General features: G+C 50.8%; 23 protein-coding genes. 12 read left to right on the forward strand and 11 right to left on the reverse strand.

Features of this window, described 5'->3' with window-relative positions; all coding sequences use genetic code 11:
* The first annotated feature begins 78 nt into the window (after positions 1–78).
* The 4 genes from BLP79_RS06195 to BLP79_RS06210 all read left to right on the forward strand — a co-directional run bounded on the left by BLP79_RS06195 (position 79) and on the right by BLP79_RS06210 (position 3,632).
* Complete coding sequence (locus BLP79_RS06195; protein ID WP_090217349.1) at positions 79–942, forward strand: ATPase; 864 nt, start codon at positions 79–81, stop codon at positions 940–942.
* Positions 943–994: 52 nt separating this feature from the next.
* Positions 995–1,933 carry a homoserine O-acetyltransferase MetA gene (metA, locus tag BLP79_RS06200; protein ID WP_090217351.1) on the forward strand — a complete coding sequence of 313 codons (939 nt, stop codon included), beginning with the start codon at positions 995–997 and terminating at the stop codon, positions 1,931–1,933.
* Positions 1,934–2,152: 219 nt separating this feature from the next.
* The gene (gene ppk2 / locus BLP79_RS06205) at positions 2,153–3,022 is read left to right on the forward strand and encodes a polyphosphate kinase 2 (protein ID WP_090217353.1); all 870 of its coding nucleotides are present in this window, start codon (positions 2,153–2,155) and stop codon (positions 3,020–3,022) included.
* Positions 3,015–3,632, forward strand: a complete 618-nt coding sequence (locus BLP79_RS06210) for a TetR/AcrR family transcriptional regulator (RefSeq protein ID WP_090217355.1) — start codon at positions 3,015–3,017, stop codon at positions 3,630–3,632. The genes ppk2 and BLP79_RS06210 overlap by 8 nt, the downstream gene beginning before the upstream one ends.
* 191 nt (positions 3,633–3,823) lie before the next feature.
* Here BLP79_RS06210 and rpsI read toward each other — a convergent pair whose 3' ends face one another.
* The 3 genes from rpsI to BLP79_RS06225 all read right to left on the reverse strand — a co-directional run bounded on the left by rpsI (position 3,824) and on the right by BLP79_RS06225 (position 6,357).
* Complete coding sequence (rpsI, locus tag BLP79_RS06215) at positions 3,824–4,309, reverse strand: 30S ribosomal protein S9 (protein ID WP_090217357.1); 486 nt, start codon at positions 4,307–4,309, stop codon at positions 3,824–3,826.
* A 6-nt stretch (positions 4,310–4,315) separates the two neighbouring features.
* Positions 4,316–4,774, reverse strand: a complete 459-nt coding sequence (rplM, locus tag BLP79_RS06220; RefSeq protein ID WP_090217359.1) for a 50S ribosomal protein L13 — start codon at positions 4,772–4,774, stop codon at positions 4,316–4,318.
* 179 nt (positions 4,775–4,953) lie between these two features.
* Entirely contained in the window at positions 4,954–6,357 is a 1,404-nt protein-coding gene (locus tag BLP79_RS06225) for an aminotransferase-like domain-containing protein (protein WP_090217361.1), read from the reverse strand.
* A 95-nt stretch (positions 6,358–6,452) separates the two neighbouring features.
* Here BLP79_RS06225 and BLP79_RS06230 point away from each other — a divergent pair, with 95 nt between their 5' ends.
* The 5 genes from BLP79_RS06230 (at position 6,453) to gluQRS (ending at position 10,855) form a co-directional block, all read left to right on the forward strand.
* Positions 6,453–6,686 carry a DUF1127 domain-containing protein gene (locus tag BLP79_RS06230; RefSeq protein ID WP_090217363.1) on the forward strand — a complete coding sequence of 78 codons (234 nt, stop codon included), beginning with the start codon at positions 6,453–6,455 and terminating at the stop codon, positions 6,684–6,686.
* A gap of 207 nt (positions 6,687–6,893) precedes the next feature.
* On the forward strand, positions 6,894–7,400 hold the full coding sequence (speD, locus tag BLP79_RS06235; RefSeq protein ID WP_090217365.1) for an adenosylmethionine decarboxylase: 507 nt from the start codon (positions 6,894–6,896) through the stop codon (positions 7,398–7,400).
* A complete protein-coding gene (gene speE, locus BLP79_RS06240) occupies positions 7,397–8,248 on the forward strand; it encodes a polyamine aminopropyltransferase (protein ID WP_090217367.1) in 852 nt (283 codons plus the stop codon). The genes speD and speE overlap by 4 nt, the downstream gene beginning before the upstream one ends.
* Positions 8,249–8,649: 401 nt before the next feature.
* The gene (gene trmFO, locus BLP79_RS06245; RefSeq protein WP_090217624.1) at positions 8,650–9,999 is read left to right on the forward strand and encodes a methylenetetrahydrofolate--tRNA-(uracil(54)-C(5))-methyltransferase (FADH(2)-oxidizing) TrmFO; all 1,350 of its coding nucleotides are present in this window, start codon (positions 8,650–8,652) and stop codon (positions 9,997–9,999) included.
* 1 nt (position 10,000) lies between these two features.
* Positions 10,001–10,855 (forward strand): tRNA glutamyl-Q(34) synthetase GluQRS, encoded by an 855-nt coding sequence (gene gluQRS / locus BLP79_RS06250; protein ID WP_090217368.1) that lies wholly within the window; start codon positions 10,001–10,003, stop codon positions 10,853–10,855.
* Positions 10,856–10,906: 51 nt separating this feature from the next.
* Here the strand turns inward: gluQRS and hisI are convergent, their stop codons facing one another.
* On the reverse strand, positions 10,907–11,311 hold the full coding sequence (gene hisI, locus BLP79_RS06255) for a phosphoribosyl-AMP cyclohydrolase (protein ID WP_090217370.1): 405 nt from the start codon (positions 11,309–11,311) through the stop codon (positions 10,907–10,909).
* An 87-nt stretch (positions 11,312–11,398) separates the two neighbouring features.
* On the opposite strand from hisI, the gene BLP79_RS06260 reads away from it, so the two are divergent.
* Positions 11,399–11,854, forward strand: coding sequence for an iron-sulfur cluster assembly scaffold protein (locus BLP79_RS06260; protein WP_090217372.1), 456 nt, complete (start codon positions 11,399–11,401; stop codon positions 11,852–11,854).
* Between the two features lie 197 nt (positions 11,855–12,051).
* On the opposite strand, the gene BLP79_RS20135 is transcribed toward BLP79_RS06260, so the two are convergent.
* The 5 genes from BLP79_RS20135 to sciP form a co-directional block, all read right to left on the reverse strand.
* On the reverse strand, positions 12,052–12,174 hold the full coding sequence (locus BLP79_RS20135; RefSeq protein ID WP_269799298.1) for a hypothetical protein: 123 nt from the start codon (positions 12,172–12,174) through the stop codon (positions 12,052–12,054).
* A 176-nt stretch (positions 12,175–12,350) separates the two neighbouring features.
* The gene (gene recG / locus BLP79_RS06265) at positions 12,351–14,441 is read right to left on the reverse strand and encodes an ATP-dependent DNA helicase RecG (RefSeq protein ID WP_090217374.1); all 2,091 of its coding nucleotides are present in this window, start codon (positions 14,439–14,441) and stop codon (positions 12,351–12,353) included.
* A complete protein-coding gene (gene ligA, locus BLP79_RS06270) occupies positions 14,438–16,696 on the reverse strand; it encodes an NAD-dependent DNA ligase LigA (protein WP_090217375.1) in 2,259 nt (752 codons plus the stop codon). Before ligA ends, recG begins: the two co-directional genes overlap by 4 nt.
* A 147-nt stretch (positions 16,697–16,843) precedes the next feature.
* Positions 16,844–17,563 carry a response regulator transcription factor CtrA gene (gene ctrA / locus BLP79_RS06275; RefSeq protein ID WP_090217377.1) on the reverse strand — a complete coding sequence of 240 codons (720 nt, stop codon included), beginning with the start codon at positions 17,561–17,563 and terminating at the stop codon, positions 16,844–16,846.
* 137 nt (positions 17,564–17,700) lie between these two features.
* Positions 17,701–17,979: a CtrA inhibitor SciP gene (gene sciP / locus BLP79_RS06280; protein ID WP_090217378.1), complete on the reverse strand. Its 279-nt coding sequence runs from the start codon at positions 17,977–17,979 to the stop codon at positions 17,701–17,703.
* Between the two features lie 150 nt (positions 17,980–18,129).
* Here sciP and mnmA point away from each other — a divergent pair, with 150 nt between their 5' ends.
* Together mnmA and BLP79_RS06290 are read left to right on the forward strand one after the other, a co-directional pair.
* On the forward strand, positions 18,130–19,275 hold the full coding sequence (mnmA, locus tag BLP79_RS06285; protein WP_090217380.1) for a tRNA 2-thiouridine(34) synthase MnmA: 1,146 nt from the start codon (positions 18,130–18,132) through the stop codon (positions 19,273–19,275).
* Positions 19,276–19,571: 296 nt separating this feature from the next.
* The gene (locus BLP79_RS06290) at positions 19,572–20,582 is read left to right on the forward strand and encodes a calcium-binding protein (protein ID WP_090217382.1); all 1,011 of its coding nucleotides are present in this window, start codon (positions 19,572–19,574) and stop codon (positions 20,580–20,582) included.
* Between the two features lie 73 nt (positions 20,583–20,655).
* Here BLP79_RS06290 and lpxB read toward each other — a convergent pair whose 3' ends face one another.
* Positions 20,656–21,813: a lipid-A-disaccharide synthase gene (lpxB, locus tag BLP79_RS06295; protein ID WP_090217384.1), complete on the reverse strand. Its 1,158-nt coding sequence runs from the start codon at positions 21,811–21,813 to the stop codon at positions 20,656–20,658.
* Positions 21,810–22,598, reverse strand: coding sequence for an LpxI family protein (locus BLP79_RS06300; protein WP_090217386.1), 789 nt, complete (start codon positions 22,596–22,598; stop codon positions 21,810–21,812). Before BLP79_RS06300 ends, lpxB begins: the two co-directional genes overlap by 4 nt.
* Positions 22,599–22,601: the final 3 nt, after the last annotated feature.

Raw genomic sequence — 22,601 nt, forward strand, 5'->3', positions numbered from 1 at the left:
ATCTGTGCCGTTGTCTCTTGATTGACCCGTGATGCATTGATCATTAGCTAGTCAACAAACAACGGGGGTCCTTCATCCATGCTCTACTCGTCTGCGCAAGACTGGCGCGATGCTACGCAAAAGCGTATTTTGTTTTTTGGTATGTCGGGTTTGGGTAAGACCTATCTCAGCAATATGATGCGCAGCGCGGGTAGCTGGTTTCACTATTCCATCGATTACCGTATCGGCACACGCTATATGGGTGAATTCATTGCCGACAATGCCAAAGCTGAAGCCATGAAGGTCCCGTTTCTACGGGAGCTTCTACGGTCTGATTCAATCTATATCGGGTCAAACATCAGCTTTGAAAACCTTGCACCTGTTGCCTCTTATCTGGGCAAACCTGGCGATACCTCCAAAGGAGGATTGCAGATCGAGGAATACCGCCGTCGTCAGGATCAGTTTCAGCAAGCAGAAATCAGAGCACTGATGGATACCGAATATTTCGCCGAGCGGGCAGAGCGGCTTTATGGGTATCCTAATTTTATCTGTGATACTGGCGGATCTATCTGTGAATGGGTTGATCCAACTGATCCAAAGGACCCGATCTTAACCGAGTTATCCAAACATACGCTGATGATCTGGCTCAAAGGCGATGAAGCTCATACGCAAGAATTGGTGCGCCGCTTTGATCGCGCGCCCAAACCTATGTCATACCAACCTGAATTCCTTACGCAGGTTTGGGAAAAATACCTATGTGAAAACAACCTTAAAGAGCATGAAGTTGATCCAGATACCTTTATACGCTGGACCTTTTCACAGGCTATGGCGCATCGCCAACCCCGATATCAGGCTATGGCCGACAATTGGGGCATTACACTGACAGCAAAAGCTGTGAGCTCTGTAAAATCTGTGGAAGATTTCGAAAACTTGATCGCAGCAGCTATTGAGGCCCGCAGCTAGACAGACTATCTCGCTGCACTCGGCACCGTTTGTATATTTAGAAGGACATGACATGCCCATTAAGATCCCCGCTGACCTTCCTGCCTATGACGTTCTATCGAACGAAGGCGTGATGGTTATGTCGCCGGATCAGGCGGCGCATCAAGACATACGTCCCCTTCGTATCGGGTTGCTGAACCTGATGCCGAAAAAGATCCAGACGGAAAACCAGTTTGCACGGCTGATCGGCGCGACACCCTTGCAGATCGATCTTTCTTTGATCCGTATGAGCGAGCACCGCACAAAAAACACTGCTGCCGAGCATATGGCAGAATTTTATCGTCCTTTTCAGGAGATTAAGGACGAGAAGTTTGACGGTCTCATCATCACCGGCGCTCCAATTGAACACCTCCCGTTTGAGGATGTGACCTATTGGGATGAGCTGCGCGAGGTCATGGACTGGACTCAGACCAATGTACATTCAACCTTTGGCGTGTGTTGGGGCGGTATGGCGATGATCAACCACTTCCACGGCATTCAAAAACACCCCTTAGAGGCCAAAGCCTTTGGATGTTTCCGGCATCGTAATCTGCATGCAGCATCACCATACCTCCGAGGTTTTTCGGATGAATGTGTCATTCCGGTAAGTCGCTGGACTGAAATTCGTGACGATGACGTTTCCGAGCAAGCTGGCTTGCGCACCCTATTGGGCAGTGATGAGGTTGGGCCTTGCCTGATCGAAGACCCTTCCCACCGCGCGCTCTACATCTTTAATCACTTTGAATATGACAGTGATACGCTAAAGCAAGAATATGATCGTGACGTGGAAAACGGCACCGAAATCAATGTGCCCTGCCATTATTATCCAGATGATGACCCCAGTCAGCCACCTTTAAACCGGTGGCGGAGCCATGCTCATCTTCTGTATGGAAACTGGATCAGTGAGATCTATCAAACCACCCCGTTTGACAGGTCAAAGATCGGTCTAGAGACAACGGACCTTAGAGCCTAACCAAGCGCCAGCAAGAATTCTCTTGTTGGCGTTTTTTTCTCTCCAGGGTGCAGATTTTACTTAGTGCATATAAGGTTACTAATCACCAAAAGTAACTAGAGATGCAAGTGACTTTAAAGATACTTAAATATTATAGTATATAAAATATGCTAGGTTGCAGTTTTCAAATCTACCCCGCATACTCGTTTCATCGAATGTATTGACTGCGAGATGGTAGATATGCCCCTGCCCTTTGACGGCGCGATAAGTAGCTATTTTAAAACCAAAGCCCCAGCGGACATAAGAACCCAGATCGAGCAGAGCGATAAAGATGATATTCTATGCCCCAGCTACCCTCATCGGAAACGTTTGGGCCGAAAAGAATATGAAAAAACCTATGCCGCTTTGCAGGTTGAGCTGGTCAAGATGCAAGCTCACATCAAATCTTGTGGCACACGTGTCGCTATCGTATTTGAAGGGCGCGATGCAGCCGGAAAAGGCGGTACAATCAAACGCTTCCGTGAAAACCTTAACCCAAGAGGGGCACGGATCGTAGCCTTAGCAAAGCCAACAGATCTAGAACGCAGCCAGTGGTATTTTCAACGCTATATCGCCCAACTCCCCTCTGCCGGAGAGCTCATCTTCTTTGATCGCAGCTGGTACAATCGCGGGGTTGTTGAAAAAGTCTTTGGGTTTTGCACCAATGCAGAACGCGAACGGTTCTTTCATCAAGTTACCGGCGTCGAGGATGCTCTGGTTGAAGACGGGGTTCAACTCATCAAATTCTGGCTAAACGTCGGACGTGGAGAGCAGTTACGCCGCTTCATGGCCCGTGAATCTGATCCTCTAAAACAGTGGAAGCTCAGCTCTATTGATGTCGAAGGATTGGCAAAGTGGGATGAATATACGCGCGCGATCAAAGAGACGTTAGAACGCAGCCATACAGAGGCAGCCCCATGGACGATCTTGCGATCAGATGATAAACGCCGCGCTCGACTGGCGGCAATCCGACATGTGCTTTGTCAGGTTGATTACGCAGAAAAGGATCATAAAATCTTGAAAGACCAAGATAACACGATCTGTGGTGGGTTAGAAATCTGGAATGCCTAAACGCGGCTATCACCATGGGAACCTAAGGCAAGCCTTAGTCGAAGCCGCATTGCGACTGGTCGAAATCAAAGGGCCAACAGGGTTTACTCTTTCAGAAGCAGCCAAACAGGCCGGTGTAACCCCTGCTGCCGTATACCGCCATTTTGAAGGGCGTGAAGATCTAATTGCAGAGGCCGCGCGTCAAGGGTTTGAGATGTTTGCAGATCTCATGCAACATGCCTACGATAAATATCAGCCCTCAGCTCTTGCTGCCTTTGAAGCAACTGGCCGCGCCTATCTTGCCTTCGCCCGCAAGCATCCCGGACATTACATCGCAATGTTTGAAAGTGGTATCTCAGTGAATCGCACCCCCGAGCTTGCGGAAGTTGCAGCGCGAGCACGCGGTATTCTGGAACAGGCTGCTGCGGATCTAAGTCAGCATATCCCTGCAGAAAAGCGCCCTCCTGCCTCAATGTTTTCCGCACATATCATCGCCCTAAGCCATGGGGTGGTTGAACTATACGCGCGCAATTCTCCGGGAACAGCGTCGCCTTTTGCGCCAGAAGACCTATTAGAAAGCGGCATTGGCATCTATTTGCGTGGTCTGGGATTGATTGACGCCGACACCTAAAGCATTGTTATCCAGATACCTTTTACGGTCAAAATCGCCTAAAAGATCAATATATCAGCGTCGAACTGTATCATCAGGTGATGGGCAAACGGTTTTGCCGTTGGATGAGCATCCTTCACAAAAGCCTTGATAAAATGCGAAAAGGCCGCCGCAAGATTTTGCAACGGCCTTTCCCCAAAATATAGCAGCGATTAACGCTTTGAGAACTGGAAAGAACGACGGGCTTTGCGGCGACCGAATTTCTTACGTTCTACAACACGGCTGTCGCGCGTCAGGAAGCCAGCGGCTTTGAGAGCGCCACGCAGGGAGGGTTCATAAAGCTGCAGAGCTTTAGAAATACCGTGCTTAACCGCACCCGCCTGACCGGACAGGCCACCGCCTTTTACAGTTGCGATAACGTCGAATTCACCTTCAACACCTGCAACACCAAACGGCTGGCGAACGATCAACTGAAGCACAGGACGTGCAAAGTAAGCGTTCATCTCTTTGCCGTTTACGGTGATCTTGCCAGAACCTGGCTTGATCCAAACGCGTGCAACCGCATCTTTCCGTTTACCGGTCGCATAAGAGCGGCCCAATTCGTCACGAACAGGCTCACGCGGGGTGATCTCTTCTGCAACAGTTTCAACGCCTGCAACAGCGCTCAGCTCTTCGAGAGTAGTGATCTGATCAGCCATTGGTCATTAGCTCCGGGTGTTTTTCTTGTTCATGGATTTCACATCCAGAACTTCGGGGCTCTGTGCTTCATGCGGGTGTGCTTCACCAGCATAAACGCGCAGGTTGGTCATGATCTGGCGAGACAGGCGGTTGCCTGGCAGCATACGCTTAACCGCCATGGTCACAACGCGCTCGGGGTGCGCGCCATCCAGGATTTCCTGTTTGGTGCGCGACTTGATACCGCCTGGGTGGCCAGTGTGCCAGTAGAAGTTTTCATCGCGCTTCTTACCAGTCATCTGGATCTTTTCAGCATTGATTACGATGACATTGTCACCACAATCCATGTGAGGCGTGAAAGAAGGCTTGTGCTTGCCACGCAGGCGCATGGCGACGATCGAGGCAAGACGGCCCAGCACCACGCCTTCGGCGTCGATGATGATCCACTTCTTCTCGATGTCTGCTGGGGTAGCAGAGAAGGTTTTCATAGCAGGTCTATCCTGTTTGTCGTGAAGGCATCACAGTTCGCACTGGTGCCTGAATTCGATGGAGGGGTTTTAGGGAGTAGCCAGCACGCAGTCAATAACACTTTTCTCTATTTTATCGTTTAAATTCATATGCTTAAAAAATAGGTATAATGATACCCCATAATTTTCATCCCAAACCCTCAGCCACTGATCGTTTCTGGCGGATTATCAAGCAAATGCCGCAAACGTAACATCGCCCCTTCAAATCGCTCTAGCGAGATATGAGCGTTGATTGCAATCCGTACTGCATGAGGCGCGCGGCCATCACGCAGCGCAAATTCATCTGCAGATCGGATCTGCACACCTTGTAATTCCGCGGCACTGGTGAATGGTCCTGCACGCCACCCTGCAGGCAAGCGCAACCACAAAAATGGTACATCTGAACTCCAAGTCACATCAAACGCCCCGAGCGCATTAACAGCGACCTTAATGTAGCGCGCCATCTCATGACGGATATTGGTGACCAATTCCGGCGTCCGGAGATCACTCAACAATATACGCGTCACTTCCGCAATGGGTTGCGAGACACCAAAATACCCATATTCTGCAGCACGGCGCAGATCATTGCTGCGCCCATCCGGACCTACAGCAAAACCGACCCGCAGCGAGGGTGTTAACAGCTTAGAGATCGACGTCACATACCATGACAGTTCAGGTGCAAGAGAGCGATATGCAGGCGCGCGCGCTTCACCAATGCGGTAGCAATCATCCTCAATGATCTGAACATTATGCTTACGCACAACTTCTACAATTTCCTGCCGTCGCCATTGTGGCGTGAACAATCCAGTCGGATTGTGTACTTCTGGACTGGTACAAAGCACGGTGGCGCCTGTTTTTCGGATCATGAGTTCCAATGATTCCGGGCGGATCCCATATTCATCCATCGCAACGCCGCGCACACGTGCCCGTAGCATTTCAGCAGAGCGCCGAAATCCAGCGTAAGATAGATCTTCGACAAGTACGACGGGATCATTGCCGCGAAAGATCGCCTGCATCGCAAGCATCAATCCGTTTTGTCCACCGTGTGTCAATACAATGTCGCGCTCTGTTACAGCTCCAATTGGCGCGGTTGCAAGCCATTGAACGACCGCCTCCCGAACAGGACGATACGCGTCACGCGTGGGGTAATTCAAAAGCGCGTGAGCTTCGCTTTGAGCCACCTGTTGCAGGGCTTGCCGCATAGCCGCCACCTGCCCCATGTCGGCCACGCGTGGACTAAAAAGACTGATATGACCGGGATCTTTCGCTTCTTTCAAGTGCAATTGGCGCGACCATACATCGTCCTGCACTGGGGTCATTTTCTCAGCCACAAAAGTGCCGCGGCCCACTTCAGCCTTTAAAATCCCCTCATCTGTCAACACAGTATAGGCACGCGCGACGGTGCCCGGCGTAATCGACAATTGATAGGCCAAATCCCGAACGGGTGGCAGCTTTGTACCAACTGTCAGATTGCCACCTTCAATTGCGCCACGAATGGTCTCCGCCACACGTTGATATTTCGGACCGCTTTTTTTGCCGAGATCGGCGTTCCAAATTGTACCCATGACAATCCTTCCTTGGACTTAATCCCGACTGTATTGTACCTCCACAATCACAGCAACAATACAGGATTGTATTAATACAATATTGGAGAGAGATCATGACTTCGTATCAAGACACTGCCGAACCCCATCTGGCTTACCTCATGCGCCGCACGGCGCTGCCGATGCCTGCTCAGTTTGCAATCTCTTTCGCGGTCTTGGTCACAAAATGGTCTGTCCGTCGTCGCAGCCGACAGCATCTGGCGCAATTAAGCGCACACCAATTGAAGGATATTGGGATCACAACGCATGACGCGTATGTAGAAAGCACTCTTCCGTTCTGGCGCTCCTGATCCCGGGGCAAAAGAACCACCTAGTGGCCGGGGTTCGCCCCGGCCTTTTTTCATTGTTTGCGCTTTTAACAAACAAATTGCTTGATTGAAAATTAACTCCGGCGTATCTGCCCCTCACTTTCGGTACCGATCCCAACCCCGGACTCTTATCCGGGGGGGCGCTAAGGGCCGGCTGGATTGTCATCTACTGGAACGAAGGGGCTCGTCATGACAGACGCCAACCTCTTCCAACTGGGGATCGGTCTGGAGACAGGCGCCCAAGAGGAAGATACCACCCGCAGCACAACTGCTGCGACCATCGAAGCTATTGCCGATGCGGAGCGTGAAGATCATTTCATTCGCCGCGATGGTAAAATCTTTGCAGGCACACATCTTATCCTAGAAGTCACTAAAGGCACAGGGTTGGATTGCGAAACACGCATTCAAGACGCATTTCGCAAAATTGTAGAGGTGTGCGGTGCCACTTTGCTGCATATCCACACACATAAATTCTCTCCCCAAGGCGTATCCGGCGTTGCGGTTCTGGCCGAAAGCCACATCTCAGTGCACACATGGCCTGAAATCGGCTATGGCGCATTTGATGTTTTTATGTGCGGCGATGCGGAGCCTTGGAAAGCTGTTGATGTGCTAAAAGAGGCCTTTGAAACGGATCAGGTGGACGTGCGTGAATTGCTGCGCGGCGAAGAGCTGGTCGCAAAGGAAGTTGCAGCATGAGTGAGATCTGGAACACCGAGAAACTGCACGCGCACTATGCGCAATCCCTACGCGTAGATGATCTGCTTTATGACAGTAAAACTGAACATCAGCGCCTTAAAGTCTTCACCAATGGCACCTTTGGCCGAATCCTGACGTTGGATGATGTGGTACAAACCACAGAAGGTGATAACTTTATCTACCACGAGATGCTGACACACGTGCCACTACTTGCCCATGGAGCCGCAAAACGCGTGCTGATCATTGGTGGAGGCGATGGCGGCATTGCGCGCGAAGTCTTGAAGCACGAGAGCGTGGAACATGTCACTATGGTTGAGATCGACGCCGGGGTGGTGGATTTTTCCAAAGAATACCTGCCCATGCTCAGCCAAGGCGCGTTTGAAGATCCTCGCCTCAATCTGGTGATCAACGATGGCGCTGTGTTCATGAAAGAAAACACAGAAACATTTGATGTGATCATTGTAGATTCAACCGATCCAATCGGCCCGGGCGAAGTTCTATTCACAGACACATTCTATGGTCACGCCGCGCGCGCACTGTCTGAACATGGCATTATTGTGACGCAAAACGGTGTCCCCTTTATGCAAGGGGATGAACTAACAAACACAATGCGCGCCTTTCAAAGCCTGTTTGCAGATGCGACCTGTTATCTGGCGACCATTCCAACATATGCGGGCGGACCGATGGCTCTGGGCTGGGGAAGCCATTCGTCCCAATCGAGAAACGTGAACCTAGAAACAATTGAACGTCGGTTTATAGCAGCAGGCTTGAACCCTGATTACTATACACCAGAAGTTCATAAAGCGGCATTCGCCCTGCCCGGCTACGTCAAAAAATTGATGCCTTAACAAGGAATCGACAACGCATTACACCAAACAACCTCGCTTTCATTGCGGGGTTGTTTCGTTTTGGAGGTGTGTATTGCGAAATATTTTCAACTTTTCTGAAAATTTTATCGTTTGTTTACCAATTGAATTTTATTGTTTCCATGTCAGCTCTTTTAATTGGGGCACAAACATGGCAAAAACTGGACAAGGTTAACGCGATGTTAACCACGCTCGACAGAGCACAGATTTGGGCCGCAGTTGCGGAAGGTCCCTCCATCCGGATCTCTCACCCGGACAGACGTTCCCGCAGCAGCGGCCCCAAAATCTCTTCACTCGACAATTCATAGCAATACGTGATATGGCGGCTAAATCAGGCCTCAAATCCATTGCGCAAACCGCTGCTCTGGCCTATGTCGCATTTCATGACACAGACAGAGACATTACATATCGTCGGCGGCGGAATGGCCGGTTCTGAAGCAGCTTGGCAAGCGGCCAATATGGGCGTGAAGGTGGTAATCCATGAGATGCGCCCAAAGGTGGAAACCTTTGCTCACCAGACAGGCAATCTGGGCGAGATGGTGTGTTCTAACTCTTTTCGATCAGATGATGATGAACAAAACGCTGTTGGCCTTTTGCATTGGGAAATGCGGGCAGCCAACGGGCTGATTATGCAAACAGCTGAGGAACACCGCCTGCCCGCCGGTGGGGCATTGGCGGTAGATCGCGAACCTTTTGCCGAAAGCATAACCGCAAAACTCAAAGCACATCCTAATGTCTCTGTTTCATATGAAGAAATCACATCCCTCCCCACAGAGGGGCATTGGATTTTTGCCACTGGGCCGCTGACCTCAACCCAGCTAGGTCAGGCCATTCAATCCGAAACAGGAGCGGAGGCGCTTGCGTTTTTTGATGCAATAGCGCCTATCGTCTATGCGGATAGCATTGATATGTCTCAGGCGTGGATGCAGTCTCGCTATGACAAGGGAGAGACGGAAGAAGAGCGCACCGCCTACCTGAACTGCCCGATGACAAAGGAACAGCACGAAGCGTTTATAGATGCGCTTCTTGCTGCCGATAAAACTGAATTCCACGAAGGTGAAACCGCTGGCTATTTTGATGGCTGCCTGCCGATTGAAGTCATGGCAGAACGTGGACGTGAAACACTTCGCCATGGTCCAATGAAACCGGTAGGCCTGACCAATCCGCATCAGCCAGATGAAAAACCCTATGCAGTTGTACAACTGCGCCGAGACAACGCGCTAGGCACCTTGTTCAACATCGTTGGCTTTCAAACGAAGATGAAGTACGGTGCGCAAACCGATGTTTTTCGTATGATACCGGGATTGGAAGACGCAAAGTTTGCCCGCCTGGGTGGCATACATCGCAACACCTTTCTAAATTCTCCAACGCTTCTGGATGCGCAGATGCGCCTAAAATCCAGACCCAATATTCGGTTTGCAGGACAAATTACCGGTGTTGAAGGCTACGTAGAAAGTGCTGCGATGGGCCTTCTTGCCGGTCGTATGGCCGCAGCAGAGATCCTTGGCAAAACGCTAGAAACTGTTCCGCAAGACAGCGCAATGGGCGCGTTGATCCATCATATCACAGGGGGCGCTGAGGCAAAAACATTCCAACCAATGAATGTAAACTTTGGCCTCTTCCAACCCGTAGAAGGGCTAAAAGGTGGCCGACGCGGTCGTAAAGATCGCTACAAGGCTTATACGGATCGCGCGAAAGCAGCCTGGTCGACATGGCTTGAACAGTTCAGCTGAGATGGCAGCGCGTACACGCTTTGCCCCTTCCCCAACTGGTCCCCTTCATCTGGGGCATGCTTATTCTGCGATGATAGCCGCCCATGCAGCAAAAGTGCTGGGCGGGACGTTTTTATTGCGTATAGAAGACATCGATCAATCACGTGCACGGCCCCAATGGGAAGCGCAGATTTATGATGACCTCGCCTGGCTTGGTCTAAGCTGGCCCAAGCCCGTTCTACGCCAGTCTGACCGCTTACCACGCTACAGTGAAGTCGTCAGAGAGCTCACAGAGATGGGGCTTACCTATCCCTGCCGATGTAAACGCGCAGACATAGAAGCCGCAGCGAGTGCTCCGCAAGAAGGCGTACCACAGTTTGGACCAGACGGCAGAATTTACCCCGGCACCTGCCGCACAAGATTAGATGAAGCTTCTCAGCCCGAAGATGTGCTGCGTTTGAATGTTAAGAAATCCATTGAACACATTGATAAGGCTTTATTTTTAGAAACTGGGCCGGACCATGCAGGCAGCTATCAGCTTGATCCTGACCATCTGCAAAACACCATTGGTGACATTATTTTGGTGCGCCGCAACATGGGAAGTTCTTATCACCTATCCGTTGTTCTGGATGACGCGGACCAAGGGATCACCCATGTACATCGCGGTGCTGATCTGTTTGAAGCGACGCATATTCATGTTTTGCTACAACGGCTGCTGAAACTGCCAACACCCGTATACCATCATCATAAGCTTATTCGGGATACCGCTGGAAAACGGCTGGCAAAACGAGACGACGCACGCGCCATAACAACCTATCGCGCAGATGGGGCCGCTCCTGAAGATATTTTTAGACTGCTGGAACTCACACCGCTGTAGAAACCTCTGACAGTTTGACAATTGGCAGCCAAATTTTGACTGCCACATTGCCTAGTCAGTCATCGGGGTCATCAATTCTGTTTTTTCTCCGTCACGCACCGCAGTATAAAAACAGCTGCGCCGGTGCGTGTGACACGCCGCGCCCTCCTGATGCACAAGGGCAAGCAAACAGTCCTGATCACAATCCAATCGGAAATCTACCAATGTTTGCACATGGCCCGAACTTTCCCCTTTGACCCAAAACGACTGGCGAGACCGCGACCAATAAGTGACCCGTCCGGTTTCTAAGGTACGGACAACACTTTCAGAGTTCATCCAGGCCATCATCAGCACCTCACCATTGTCGGCATCCTGCGCGATACACGGGATCAGGCCAGCGGAATCAAATTTCAGATCTTGGACATCAAACGAACCTGAAGGCACAACATCTTTTGACATGGTAAAAACCTTTTGCATCTGGACTTTCGCTCCCTATGTATGGGGAACATTCACGAAGGGAAAGCCCGGTCGATCAACAGGCAGGGCCAAAATGCAGGACCGTCCATGCCAGCTGATACCGATCTGATCAAACTTTATTCACAAAAGATCCTAGCTCTGGCGGCAGATATGCCACATGTGGGCCGCTTGGATACCCCGGATGCAACGGTTAAAAAACGCTCTCCGTTGTGCGGGTCAACTGTGACGGTTGATCTTACAATCGCAGAAGGGCGCATCACCAGTTTTGCGCAAGACGTCAAAGCCTGTGCTTTGGGGCAAGCAGCCGCTTCCATTCTGGGTGCAGTGGTGATTGGATGCACATCTGACACGCTGAACCGTGCACGTCAGCAGTTAAAGACCATGTTAACAACCGAAGATGGTCCAGTTCCTCTCGAACCGTTTGATGGGTTTGAAGTACTACTACCCGCGCGGGAATTTAAAAATCGACATGCCTCTATCATGCTTGCCTTGGATGCCACGCTGGAAGCTTTTGAGCAGGCCGAGGCGCAACACTGCGCATGACCAAGCCACTTTTAAATAAAAAACCGCCGCACGTCGGGACAGACGGCGGCGGTGAGGCTTGTGTTCATGCGGGACCCAGACACGCGCTTGGATCAAGAGGCAGGTCCAATCGAAAATTCCATGAAACATACAGGCGGATATTTTCTATACTGTTCGGGACAGAACAGGCGTGGCTGGCACAAACACAAATCTGAAAATTATAAGAAACCAGGCGCATAAAGCGCAGCTATCAACATCACAATCAAGGCTGCGGCTCCGATTGCATCTTGCAACAAAGTGGAGTGAGCATTTTCAACGGTCTGTTTGATCTGTGCAATCATAGCTGGCGTCCTGTCGTCTGGTAAAGCAGTCTATCGTAAGCGAAGTTTCTTGTTTTGTTCTTGTTGCCACTTTGTTCTCATTTAAATCGCCAGCTGTAAAGAACTTTATGAGAACATTTTGCGAAAAATCGATCCTACCCTACGGGTAGAATCAAATTTTTCATACGTTAATCAGGCTAACCAACTGATATCAAACGTATCGCCTGATCTTGCTTCATCAACCACAAAAGGACGCGTGCCGCTTGCCCACGTGGCGTTTTTAGATGTGGATCCTGCGCTAACAAGCTACGCGCATCACTTTGCGCTACAGCCATCAGGTTTGATTGCTTTTCAAGATCCGCAATCTGGAATCGCGGAAGACCAGATTGCGCAGTCCCGATGACGTCTCCTGCGCCACGCATCTGCAGATCCGTTTCAGAAATAACAAAGCCATCCTCGCTTTCGCGCAGGACTTCCAGACGCTTGCGGCCTGATTGGCTTAAGGGAGGTTGATACATCAAAAGACAGGTTGATTGCGCGTCCCCTCGCCCCACGCGCCCACGCAACTGGTGTAATTGGGCAAGACCAAATGTCTCAGCCCGCTCGATCACCATGATGGTTGCATTTGGAACATTAACCCCAACTTCGATCACCGTTGTGGCAACCAGAACCTTCGTTTCTCCTGCCTGAAATGCGGCCATAGCAGCATCTTTTTCAGCAGCCGGCATTTGACCATGCACAAGGCCGACAATCCCTTCGCCCAAAATTGCGCGCAAATGTTTAAACCGCTCTTCTGCGGCCACCAAATCCATAACTTCAGATTCTTCGACCAAAGGGCAGACCCAATAGCATTGTCGCCCTTCGTCAATTGCACGGTGCAGGTGACTGACCACTTCCTCAATCCGCTCCGTTGAGACAACCGCGGTTTTGATTGGCTTTCGACCCGGTGGTTTTTCATCCAAGATGGACACATCCATATCGCCGTACTGCGCCAGCGCCAAAGACCGTGGAATAGGTGTCGCTGTCATCACAAGGACATCTGCACCCTTGCCTTTCTCAGCGAGTTCCATCCGCTGGCGCACCCCAAACCGATGTTGTTCATCGACGATGGCAAGACGTAAATCATGGAAATGTACATCTGCTTGAAACACCGCATGTGTACCCACCAGAATATGAATATCTCCGCACGCAAGCGCCTCTAGTTTGGCCCGGCGTTCTTTGCCTTTGTCACGCCCTGTGAGCAGCTCCAGCACCACACCTGCATCCTGTGCAAGCGGCTGTAGCCCTTCAAGGTGTTGACGCGCCAAAATCTCGGTTGGGGCCATCATCACCCCTTGTCCGCCAGCCTCTACAGCTATCAGCAACGACATAAAAGCAACCAAGGTTTTCCCTGCACCAACATCACCTTGCAGCAACCTGTTCATGCGTTCTGACGCGGCGAGATCCTTCGATATCTCGTCAATCGCGCGGGCTTGCGCCCGTGTCGGACGATAAGGCAAACTGGCCCAAACCCGCGCTTGACGTTCTCCGGTGCCTAATGATGACATTCCGCGTTGTTTGCGCTCGTTTTGACGCGCAAGCGCAAGTGTTAATTGATGGGCAAACAATTCGTCATAGGCCAAACGTTGACGGGCTGGGGATATCGCCTCGATCCCCTCAAACTGCTCAGGCCGTTGTGCTTGGGCAATTGCGGTATGCCAATCAGGCCAGTCGCTTTTTGATTTTTGGCCTGGATCAATCCATTCGGCCAATTCCGGGACACGCTGCAAGGCTGCGTCCACAGCTTTGAACATCGTCTTTTGCGTGACACCCTGCGTGAGATGATAAACGGGTTCAAAGGAAGGGATTCCATCTGCCTCGTCAAGAGCAACCATATGATCTGGATGCACCATCTGTGCCATACCATCAAAAAGCTCCAGCTTACCCGAGATCAGCCGCTGGCTCCCTTCTGGGAGTTGTGCTTCAAGATAACGAGTGCGGCCATGAAAGAAAACAAGTTGAAATTCTGTTTCAGAATCCTGCACATGAATGCGATAGGCCCCGCCACGATTGCGCGCGGGATGATGTTTTCCCACGGTGATCGCGACAGTGGCCACACTGGGTAATTCCAGCCCCTGTATTGTCTCTCGACGACGGCGATCAATCACCGAATATGGCAGTGAAAACAACAGATCACGTGGTGTTTCTACACCAATCTGCGCCATGTTCTGGGCCGTCTTTGGCCCGACACCAGACAGGCTCTCCACCCCTGCGAACAAGGGAAACAGAATTTCTGGGCGCGCACTCATAGATCTGCGATCAGCTCAAGCCATTGATCTTCATTCAGGATTTGAACGCCAAGATCCTGCGCTTTCTTTTCTTTGGACCCCGCCCCTGGACCTGCCACAAGAATGTCGGTTTTTTTCGAAACTGATCCAGATACTTTCGCCCCCAACCCTTCAGCGCGTGCCTTAGCTTCGTCTCGCGTCATTTTTTCCAGTTTGCCTGTAAACACAACAGTTTTTCCAGACACGGGGCTTCCTTTGGCGGGCGCTTCTGGCGGTAGAATTGTCAATTCCTCCGCCAATCGTAAGATCGCTGCACGTTCTTCAACATTGGCAAAAGTATCTGTCAACGAAACACCCACTGCAGCCCCAATACCGTCGATACCGGTTAATTCATCCCAAATGCTGGTGGACCCGGACGGTACAGCGCAGGCCATTATAGCCGCATCACGCGTTTCCTTGATACGTGCACGCCGCTTTTCATCTGCTGCCTGAATGCGTTCGGCCTCTTCCGCTTCGTCCGCTGCACGCCATGCTAAGGCTGCAGCGCGGGCCGCATCTGCCCCTTCTACCAGTCTGCGCCAATCCATAAAATGCTGCGCCAGATCTTTGGCAGCGCTTTCGCCAATATGGCGGATCCCTAAGGAAAACAGCATGCGCCCAAATTCAATCTGACGCTTGTCTTCAATCGCAGCAAAAAGATTGTTGGCACTTTGCTCCCCCCAACCTTTGCGGTTCTTTAATTTGCCCAGGTTGTCCGTATCACGCGAGGCGAGACGGAAAATATCAGCGGGCTCACGGATAGGTAAATCGTCGTCCTCATAGAACATTTCAATCTGCTTGGCGCCCAAACCTTCAATATCGAAGGCCTTACGAGATACAAAATGTTTAAGCTTTTCTTTGGCTTGCGCCGGGCAGATCATCCCACCGGTGCAATAGCGAACCGCGTCTCCTTCTTCACGCACGGCAGGACTACCACACTCCGGGCATGTGATTGGAAAATCAAAAGGCGATACCCCTTCTGTGCGTTTTTTCAAATCCACATCCGACACTTTTGGGATAACGTCCCCTGCCCGATAGATCTGCACCCAGTCTCCTGGGCGAATATCTTTACCCTCCCGGATTTCTGCACCTTTGGAGTCGCGGCCTTGAATATAATCTTCATTGTGAAGCGTTGCGTTGGAAACAACGACGCCGCCTACAGTCACTGGTGTGAGACGGGCAACAGGGCTTAACGCGCCAGTACGACCGACCTGAATATCGATGGCTTCTAGTCGTGTCCAAGCCAATTCTGCAGGGAATTTATGCGCAATCGCCCATCTGGGTGTGGTGGAACGAAACCCAAGCCGATCCTGCAATGCCAGTTCATTTACTTTATAAACAACACCGTCAATATCATACCCAAGCGTCGCACGCTGCGCCTCGATCTCACGGTAGTGTTCGATCAAAGCGGTTGTATCCTCACATTTTCGCGTAAGGGGATTCACTGAAAACCCCAACTTCGAGAGCCGTTGAATCGCCAAATCCTGCGTAGGTGCAAGCCGCTCTGAACATTCCCCCCAGCTATACGCAAAGAATTGCAAAGGGCGGGACCGGGTGATTTCGGCATCCAACTGGCGCAGACTGCCAGCCGCCGCATTGCGCGGATTGGCAAAGGTCTTTTCATTCTTCACAGCCTGGCGTCTGTTCAAGGCCGAGAATTCCTCATGGCTCATGTAGACTTCGCCACGCACCTCTAAAACATCAGGAGCGCCGTCGAGTTGCTGAGGAATATTGGCAATTGTGCGTGCATTTGCCGTAACATTTTCGCCTGTACTGCCATCACCACGTGTTGCGGCTTGCACCAGAGTTCCGTTTTCATACCGCAGCGACAAAGAAAGCCCATCGATCTTTGGCTCAGCTGTAAACGACAAAGGTTGGTTTGAAGCGAGACCAAGGTATTTTCGAATACTCGTATCAAAATCAATAACGTCTTGATCTTCAAAAGCATTTCCTAGTGACAGCATGCGCACAGCATGTTGCACTTTACCGAAACCAGATGCCACAGGTGCGCCGACCGTTTCCAGCTGTGTCGCAAATTTTACCAAATCCGGGAAGTGTTTCGCGAGATCAGCATATTTCCGTTTTGCTGCATCATAGTCGGCATCAGACAGGTCAGGTCGATCTTGCTGATGATAGGCCAGATTTGCCGCCGCAATCTGCGCATCCAGTTCAAGGAACTGTTGCTTTGCCTCTTCTGCTGACAGAATTGCAACCTCTTTGGACGGCATCTTGCTCATCGACGATCCCCTTTCGTTCTTATCAAAGGAGATAAGCTGCCCCTGCCCGCGCGTCGAGAGCAAATTTGGGCAAAAAAGAGCCCGGAAGAAATTCTCCCAGGCTCAATCCCTGCGCAAGCGCATTCAATTGACGTCAGTCTCTTCCTTTCAGGCGCCGACCGCGATGCGATGATCTTCAGGCATCGCTTCCTCCTGCGGGTCCCGCAGAACATAGCCTCGTCCCCAAACGGTTTCGATATAGTTGTCGCCACCTGTCGCTGTACTTAGCTTCTTGCGCAACTTACAGATGAAAACATCGATGATTTTCAGCTCAGGTTCATCCATGCCGCCATACAAATGGTTCAGGAACATCTCCTTGGTCAGAGTTGTACCTTTGCGCAATGAAAGCAATTCAAGCATCTGGTATTCTTTGCCCGTCAGATGCACAGCTTTGTTGTCAACTTCAACGGTTTTCGCATCCAGATTAACCGAGATTTTGCCGGTTTTAATAATAGACTGCGAATGCCCTTTTGAACGACGGATAATCGCATGGATCCGTGCGACCAACTCTTCACGATGGAAAGGTTTGGTCAGATAGTCGTCCGCACCAAAGCCGAACCCTTTGATCTTGTTCTCGGTATCATCTGCACCAGACAAGATTAGGATCGGAGTCTCAATCCGCGCCATACGCAGCTGGCGCAAGACCTCATGACCATTCATATCTGGTAGACCCAGATCCAAGAGGATCAGATCATAATCGTAAAGTTTCGCAAGATCGATACCCTCTTCACCTAGATCCGTCGTATAGACGTTCAGGTTGGCATGGGTCAGCATAAGTTCAATGCTTTTTGCTGTTGTCGGATCATCTTCAACTAGAAGAATACGCATATTCTATGTTCTCCGCCTGTACACTGTTTCCCTCAGGTTGAATTAACCGTGATCGAAAAAGGTTAACGCCTCGTTACCATGTTTATTAATTCTTTCGTTTGGAACAAGTGCGCAGAGAAATCAGTTGGAAAATAGTCCTATGTGTCACGGAATTTCTTCAATTGTGTTGTCTTTAAGGCCTCTTCGCCATGATCGGCCACCGCAGCAACCCAACTGCGGAACTCTTCATCGCTCAACCCGTATTTTTTTAATGCCTCTGTTTGGGGAATCAGCCCGTATAGCACGCCGCGTACAACAGCTGCTTTTCGTGACGCCACCCAACGACGCGTGTTTTCTGGCGGCAAATCCGCACGTGTCATGATGCTGCCATCAGGCAAGGTCACCGCACGGGGGCCATCTACTTTTTTCAAAAACATCGCTTAATCCTTTGCGGACCTGTATTTTTTCGCTCAGCCTCAGGTTTCGGCGGCTTTCCTTAACGATCAGTAAAACCTGCCCCTTGAGAGTCTGTAGGATTTTCCTATATTCTGCGACGCTTATGCTCTTTGCCTGATTGGAGACGCCACATGGCGCTGGATACAAACCACCCTGTGAACCTGCTTGGCTTTGCAAAACCGCCCTCTGAGACCCGAGTCGTCGTCGCTATGTCTGGCGGCGTAGATAGCTCTGTAGTGGCTGCATACCTTGCAGATCAAGGCTTTGACGTGGTTGGCGTGACACTCCAACTTTATGATCACGGCGCGGCATTGGCTAAAAAAGGCGCTTGTTGTGCGGGCATAGATATTCATGATGCCCGCCGGGTTGCCGAAGAGCGCGGCTTTCCGCATTACGTTCTAGATTATGAGAACATTTTTAAGGATGCCGTGATAGATGAGTTCGCAGACAGCTATTTGGCGGGTGCGACTCCTGTCCCCTGTATCCGATGCAATGAGCGCGTGAAGTTCAAAGACCTTCTCGAAACCGCCAAAGACCTGGAAGCTGACTGTATGGCGACCGGTCACTATATTCAGCGCAAAATGGGTGAGCACGGTCCTGAATTGCACAGCGCCGAAGATGCAAATCGCGATCAGAGCTATTTCTTGTTCTCGACCACGCCAGAGCAGTTAAACTTCTTGCGTTTTCCTTTAGGGCATCTGCCCTCCAAAGACGCAACCCGCGAGATGGCAGCACAATATGGGCTGGCCGTGGCCGATAAACCTGACAGTCAGGACATCTGCTTCGTCCCAGATGGGAATTATGCCAGTGTTATTGAAAAACTACGTCCGGGGGCCGCAGAACCTGGAGACATCGTTCACCATGATGGCCGCGTTCTTGGTAAACATGAAGGTGTTATTCACTATACCATCGGTCAGCGTCGCGGCCTTGGGATAGGTGGCTTATCAGAGCCACTTTATGTGGTGCGTTTGGATGTCGATAAAAAACATGTGGTCGTAGGTCCCAAAGAGCTGCTTGCCACGCGTAAAATCCCGGTCCGCGAAATCAACTGGCTGGGAGACCAGCCATTCACATCGCAAAAAGAATGGCACCTAAAAGTAAAAGTCCGTTCCACCCGCCCCCCAAGAGAGGCAATCATACGACCTTTGTCAGAGACAACGGCAGAGGTGGAATTGCTCACCCCCGAAGAAGGCGTCTCCCCCGGTCAGGCCTGCGTTTTCTATGCAAATGAAGACAGCCGTATTTTTGGCGGCGGCTGGATCTGGCGGGGGTATTAAGTTACCTCCTTGAGCACGACGCTCAACCCTCCCCCATCCCACGTCTAAAGCCAAAACTACATCACTCGCACGTACAGAATAAATTCCCAAATGAGAACTGCTCTGTTTTACAGGAGTGACAGAAGGCCCAAGAGATTTCCTGTACTGTTGGAAAATATACCCCTTCAAAGTTACCGTAATTTTCTATTAGCGTGAAATGCAACTTTTACGGTATCTTTTCTATTTTTAAACACTTTCTTAATATTTCAAAAATTACAAGAATTTACACAATTTCACTTTAAAGACAAAGGTTTAACATGCCTCAAACACCCGATAATATCCCACATATTCCTGTAGGCCATTCCTTTTACAATATCACTGGTGATTGGACCGCTCCATACTACGGCAACTATCGCGCCTCTGCCTCTACCGAGTTTGCATATGACAATAAGTTCCATTCAGGTAACGGGCACGACATATTAGATGGTTGGGATGGGAATGACTCCATCTATGCAGCTGGTGGCGACGATATCGTTCAAGGAGGAGCTCATGATGATACAATTAGCGGAGGTAGTGGAGATGATTGGCTTTACGGTGACTACTCATTCGGAGAAAGTGCGCACGATGGAGCCGATTACATTGTTGGCGGTACTGGCGACGACTATATATTTGGCGGCGGCGGCAATGATACTTTACTAGGTCTACAAGACGATGACACGATCGAAGGTGGCAGTGGTAACGACTCGTTACGTGGTGATGATGGCCTAGACCTACTTAGCGGCGGCACTGGAAACGATACGCTCAATGGTGGATCCGGTAACGACACGTTACTTGGAGATGATGGTAACGACTCATTGCTTGGTGACGACGGTCTAGACCTGCTTAGCGGCGGTACTGGAAACGATACGCTCAATGGTGGATCTGGTAACGACACGTTGCTTGGAGATGATGGTAACGACTCATTGCTTGGTGACGACGGTCTAGACCTACTTAGCGGCGGTACTGGAAACGATACGCTCAATGGCGGCTCTGGCAACGATACCCTACTTGGAGATGACGGTGATGATTTACTCTTCGGCGCTTTTGGCGACGATGTGCTAACCGGTGGGGAAGGCGCAGACTCCTTCGTGTTTATTGCGGACAACGGCGTAGATGTTGTTAGCGACTTTAGTCAAGGCGAGGATCTGCTTGTTTTTGCAGGCGCAACATCTCTATCGTTAGCCGAGTTTAATGGGGATGCGCTATTCATCCTCAATGAAAACTCCTACATCCTGCTCGAAGATATCGAGGTCCAGACAATTACCTCATCCGACTACACATTTATCTAAAGATATATCAACTATTGAGGCGTTTGAACAAAGCGCCTCAGTCATCTTGTTGCGAGCGAAAGCGTCTATAGATTTAGAGAGCAGCTAAAATCGCTTGAGCAGCACGAGTCCCCGGTGCAGCACCACCCTCCCCTAAACTCTGCATAGTCAATGCCATTGCGTCCTGCTGTGCTTTGGGGTTTTGCAAAACACGCTCCAGTTCAAGAAAAATGTTCTGCGGATGGCAGTCCGGGCCCAGACATTCTGGAACCACACGCGTATCACTGACCAAATTGACCAGTGTTGCTGTATCAATCAAAGCCATACGTTTCATCATCTGCCACGTGAGCCAATTGAAATTATACGCAATCACCATTGGTGTGCGGGCGGCAGCCAGCTCTAACGAAACTGTTCCGGATGCTGCAAGAGCCAAATCCGCTCCAGCAAAGGCCGCACGTTTGTGACGTTTCATTTCATCAACGGACAAGTTTGTCGGATCTAAAATGACGGTTTCAACTGGCCAGCTTTGCAATTCTTCCCGAACAAGATCCGCAACCGGACCTGCTGCAGGTACAACAACGCGAAACTCAGGGTGTTTTAGAACAAATTCCCCCAAGGCGGCACCAAACACAGGCGCAAGACGCCCCACTTCAGATCGGCGAGATCCCGGCAATGCTAAAAGAAACGGGGCATCATCAAGCCCATATGATTCACGAAAGTGCTGAATATCCTTCGGTGTTGCTGGAGGTTCTGCCACGACCGGATGCCCGACAAAGTCGCAGCGCATGCCAGCTGCTTCCATATAAGGTGGTTCAAACGGCAAAAGCGCCAGAACATGATCGATACACCTGGCCATCTTGACGGCACGTTTAGGGCGCCAGGCCCAAACGGACGGGGCAACATAGTGCACCGTCCGTATGTCGCTGTGTTCTTTGACTATTTTCGCCACACGTAGACAAAAATCAGGACTATCAATAGTGATCAATACGTCTGGTTTTGATGTAATAACAGCTTCCGCAGTTTCGCGAATGCGACGTTTCAGGTGGCGATACTTGGGCAGAACCTCTGCAATCCCCATCACCGACAGCTCTGCCATTGGAAACTGGGAGACCAAGCCTTGCTCTTGCATCAATGCACCACCGATGCCAGAAAATTCCACATCAGCTTTGAGTGCGCGCAAACCTGCCATCAGTGCGCCGCCCAAACGATCGCCAGAGGGCTCTCCCGCGACAACAAAGACCCGCAGGCTCATACCTGACGCACCCAGAGGAACAGGCCCAATCGGTCGCAAGCGTCAACAACCGCATCACGCTCTAACACAATGACGCCGCCTGCTTCGATAACGATACCTGATAATGCCGCCTGGGCCACCTGCTCCACTGTGTCAGGACCAATTGTGGGAAGATCTGCACGTCTTTCTTGTCCAGGTTTTGGCGCCTTGTACAACAGGCCACCTTCGCCATCGGGACGTATTGCGAGACTGTTCAGCATCCATTGCGTTCCAAACTGCCCTTCAATCGCAATAGCTTGCCTGTTGCGGATCGCACAGGATTGTCCAACATCGACAGCTGCCATTGCGGTCACCACCTCTGCACCACGTGCTGCATCTGCTTTGTCGATTTCACCGGGTTGGACAGAGGTCAGTACGCCCTCTGCCAAAAGGAGATCAGGCGCAACATCATGTGCGGCACGAACCGTAAAGCCAGATTTTTCAAAAATTTGGATGACGGCACGCAACGCCCCATCATCCCCCTGCCCTAAGGCTGCTTGTAAGATAGGTACCAAGGGCAAAGTTGCAGCATCAATTGCAGCCGGATCAATATGGGGGCGCGCGACAGCCCCCGCCATGCAAATCTCTGTTATATCCGCAGATTTAAGACGTTCAATAAAACTGCCAAGATGCTCCAGTCGGAACACCAATTCCGCGTCAACGTAATCAGGTTCTGACCCGTGCAGAGCACATATTAAAGGCCGCGCCTTAAGCCGTCCGGCAACTTCGTGCGGCAAGCGCCCAGTCCCGGCAATAAGAGCCAACATATT

It is taken from the genome of Epibacterium ulvae, assembly GCF_900102795.1.
Taxonomy (GTDB): domain Bacteria; phylum Pseudomonadota; class Alphaproteobacteria; order Rhodobacterales; family Rhodobacteraceae; genus Epibacterium; species Epibacterium ulvae.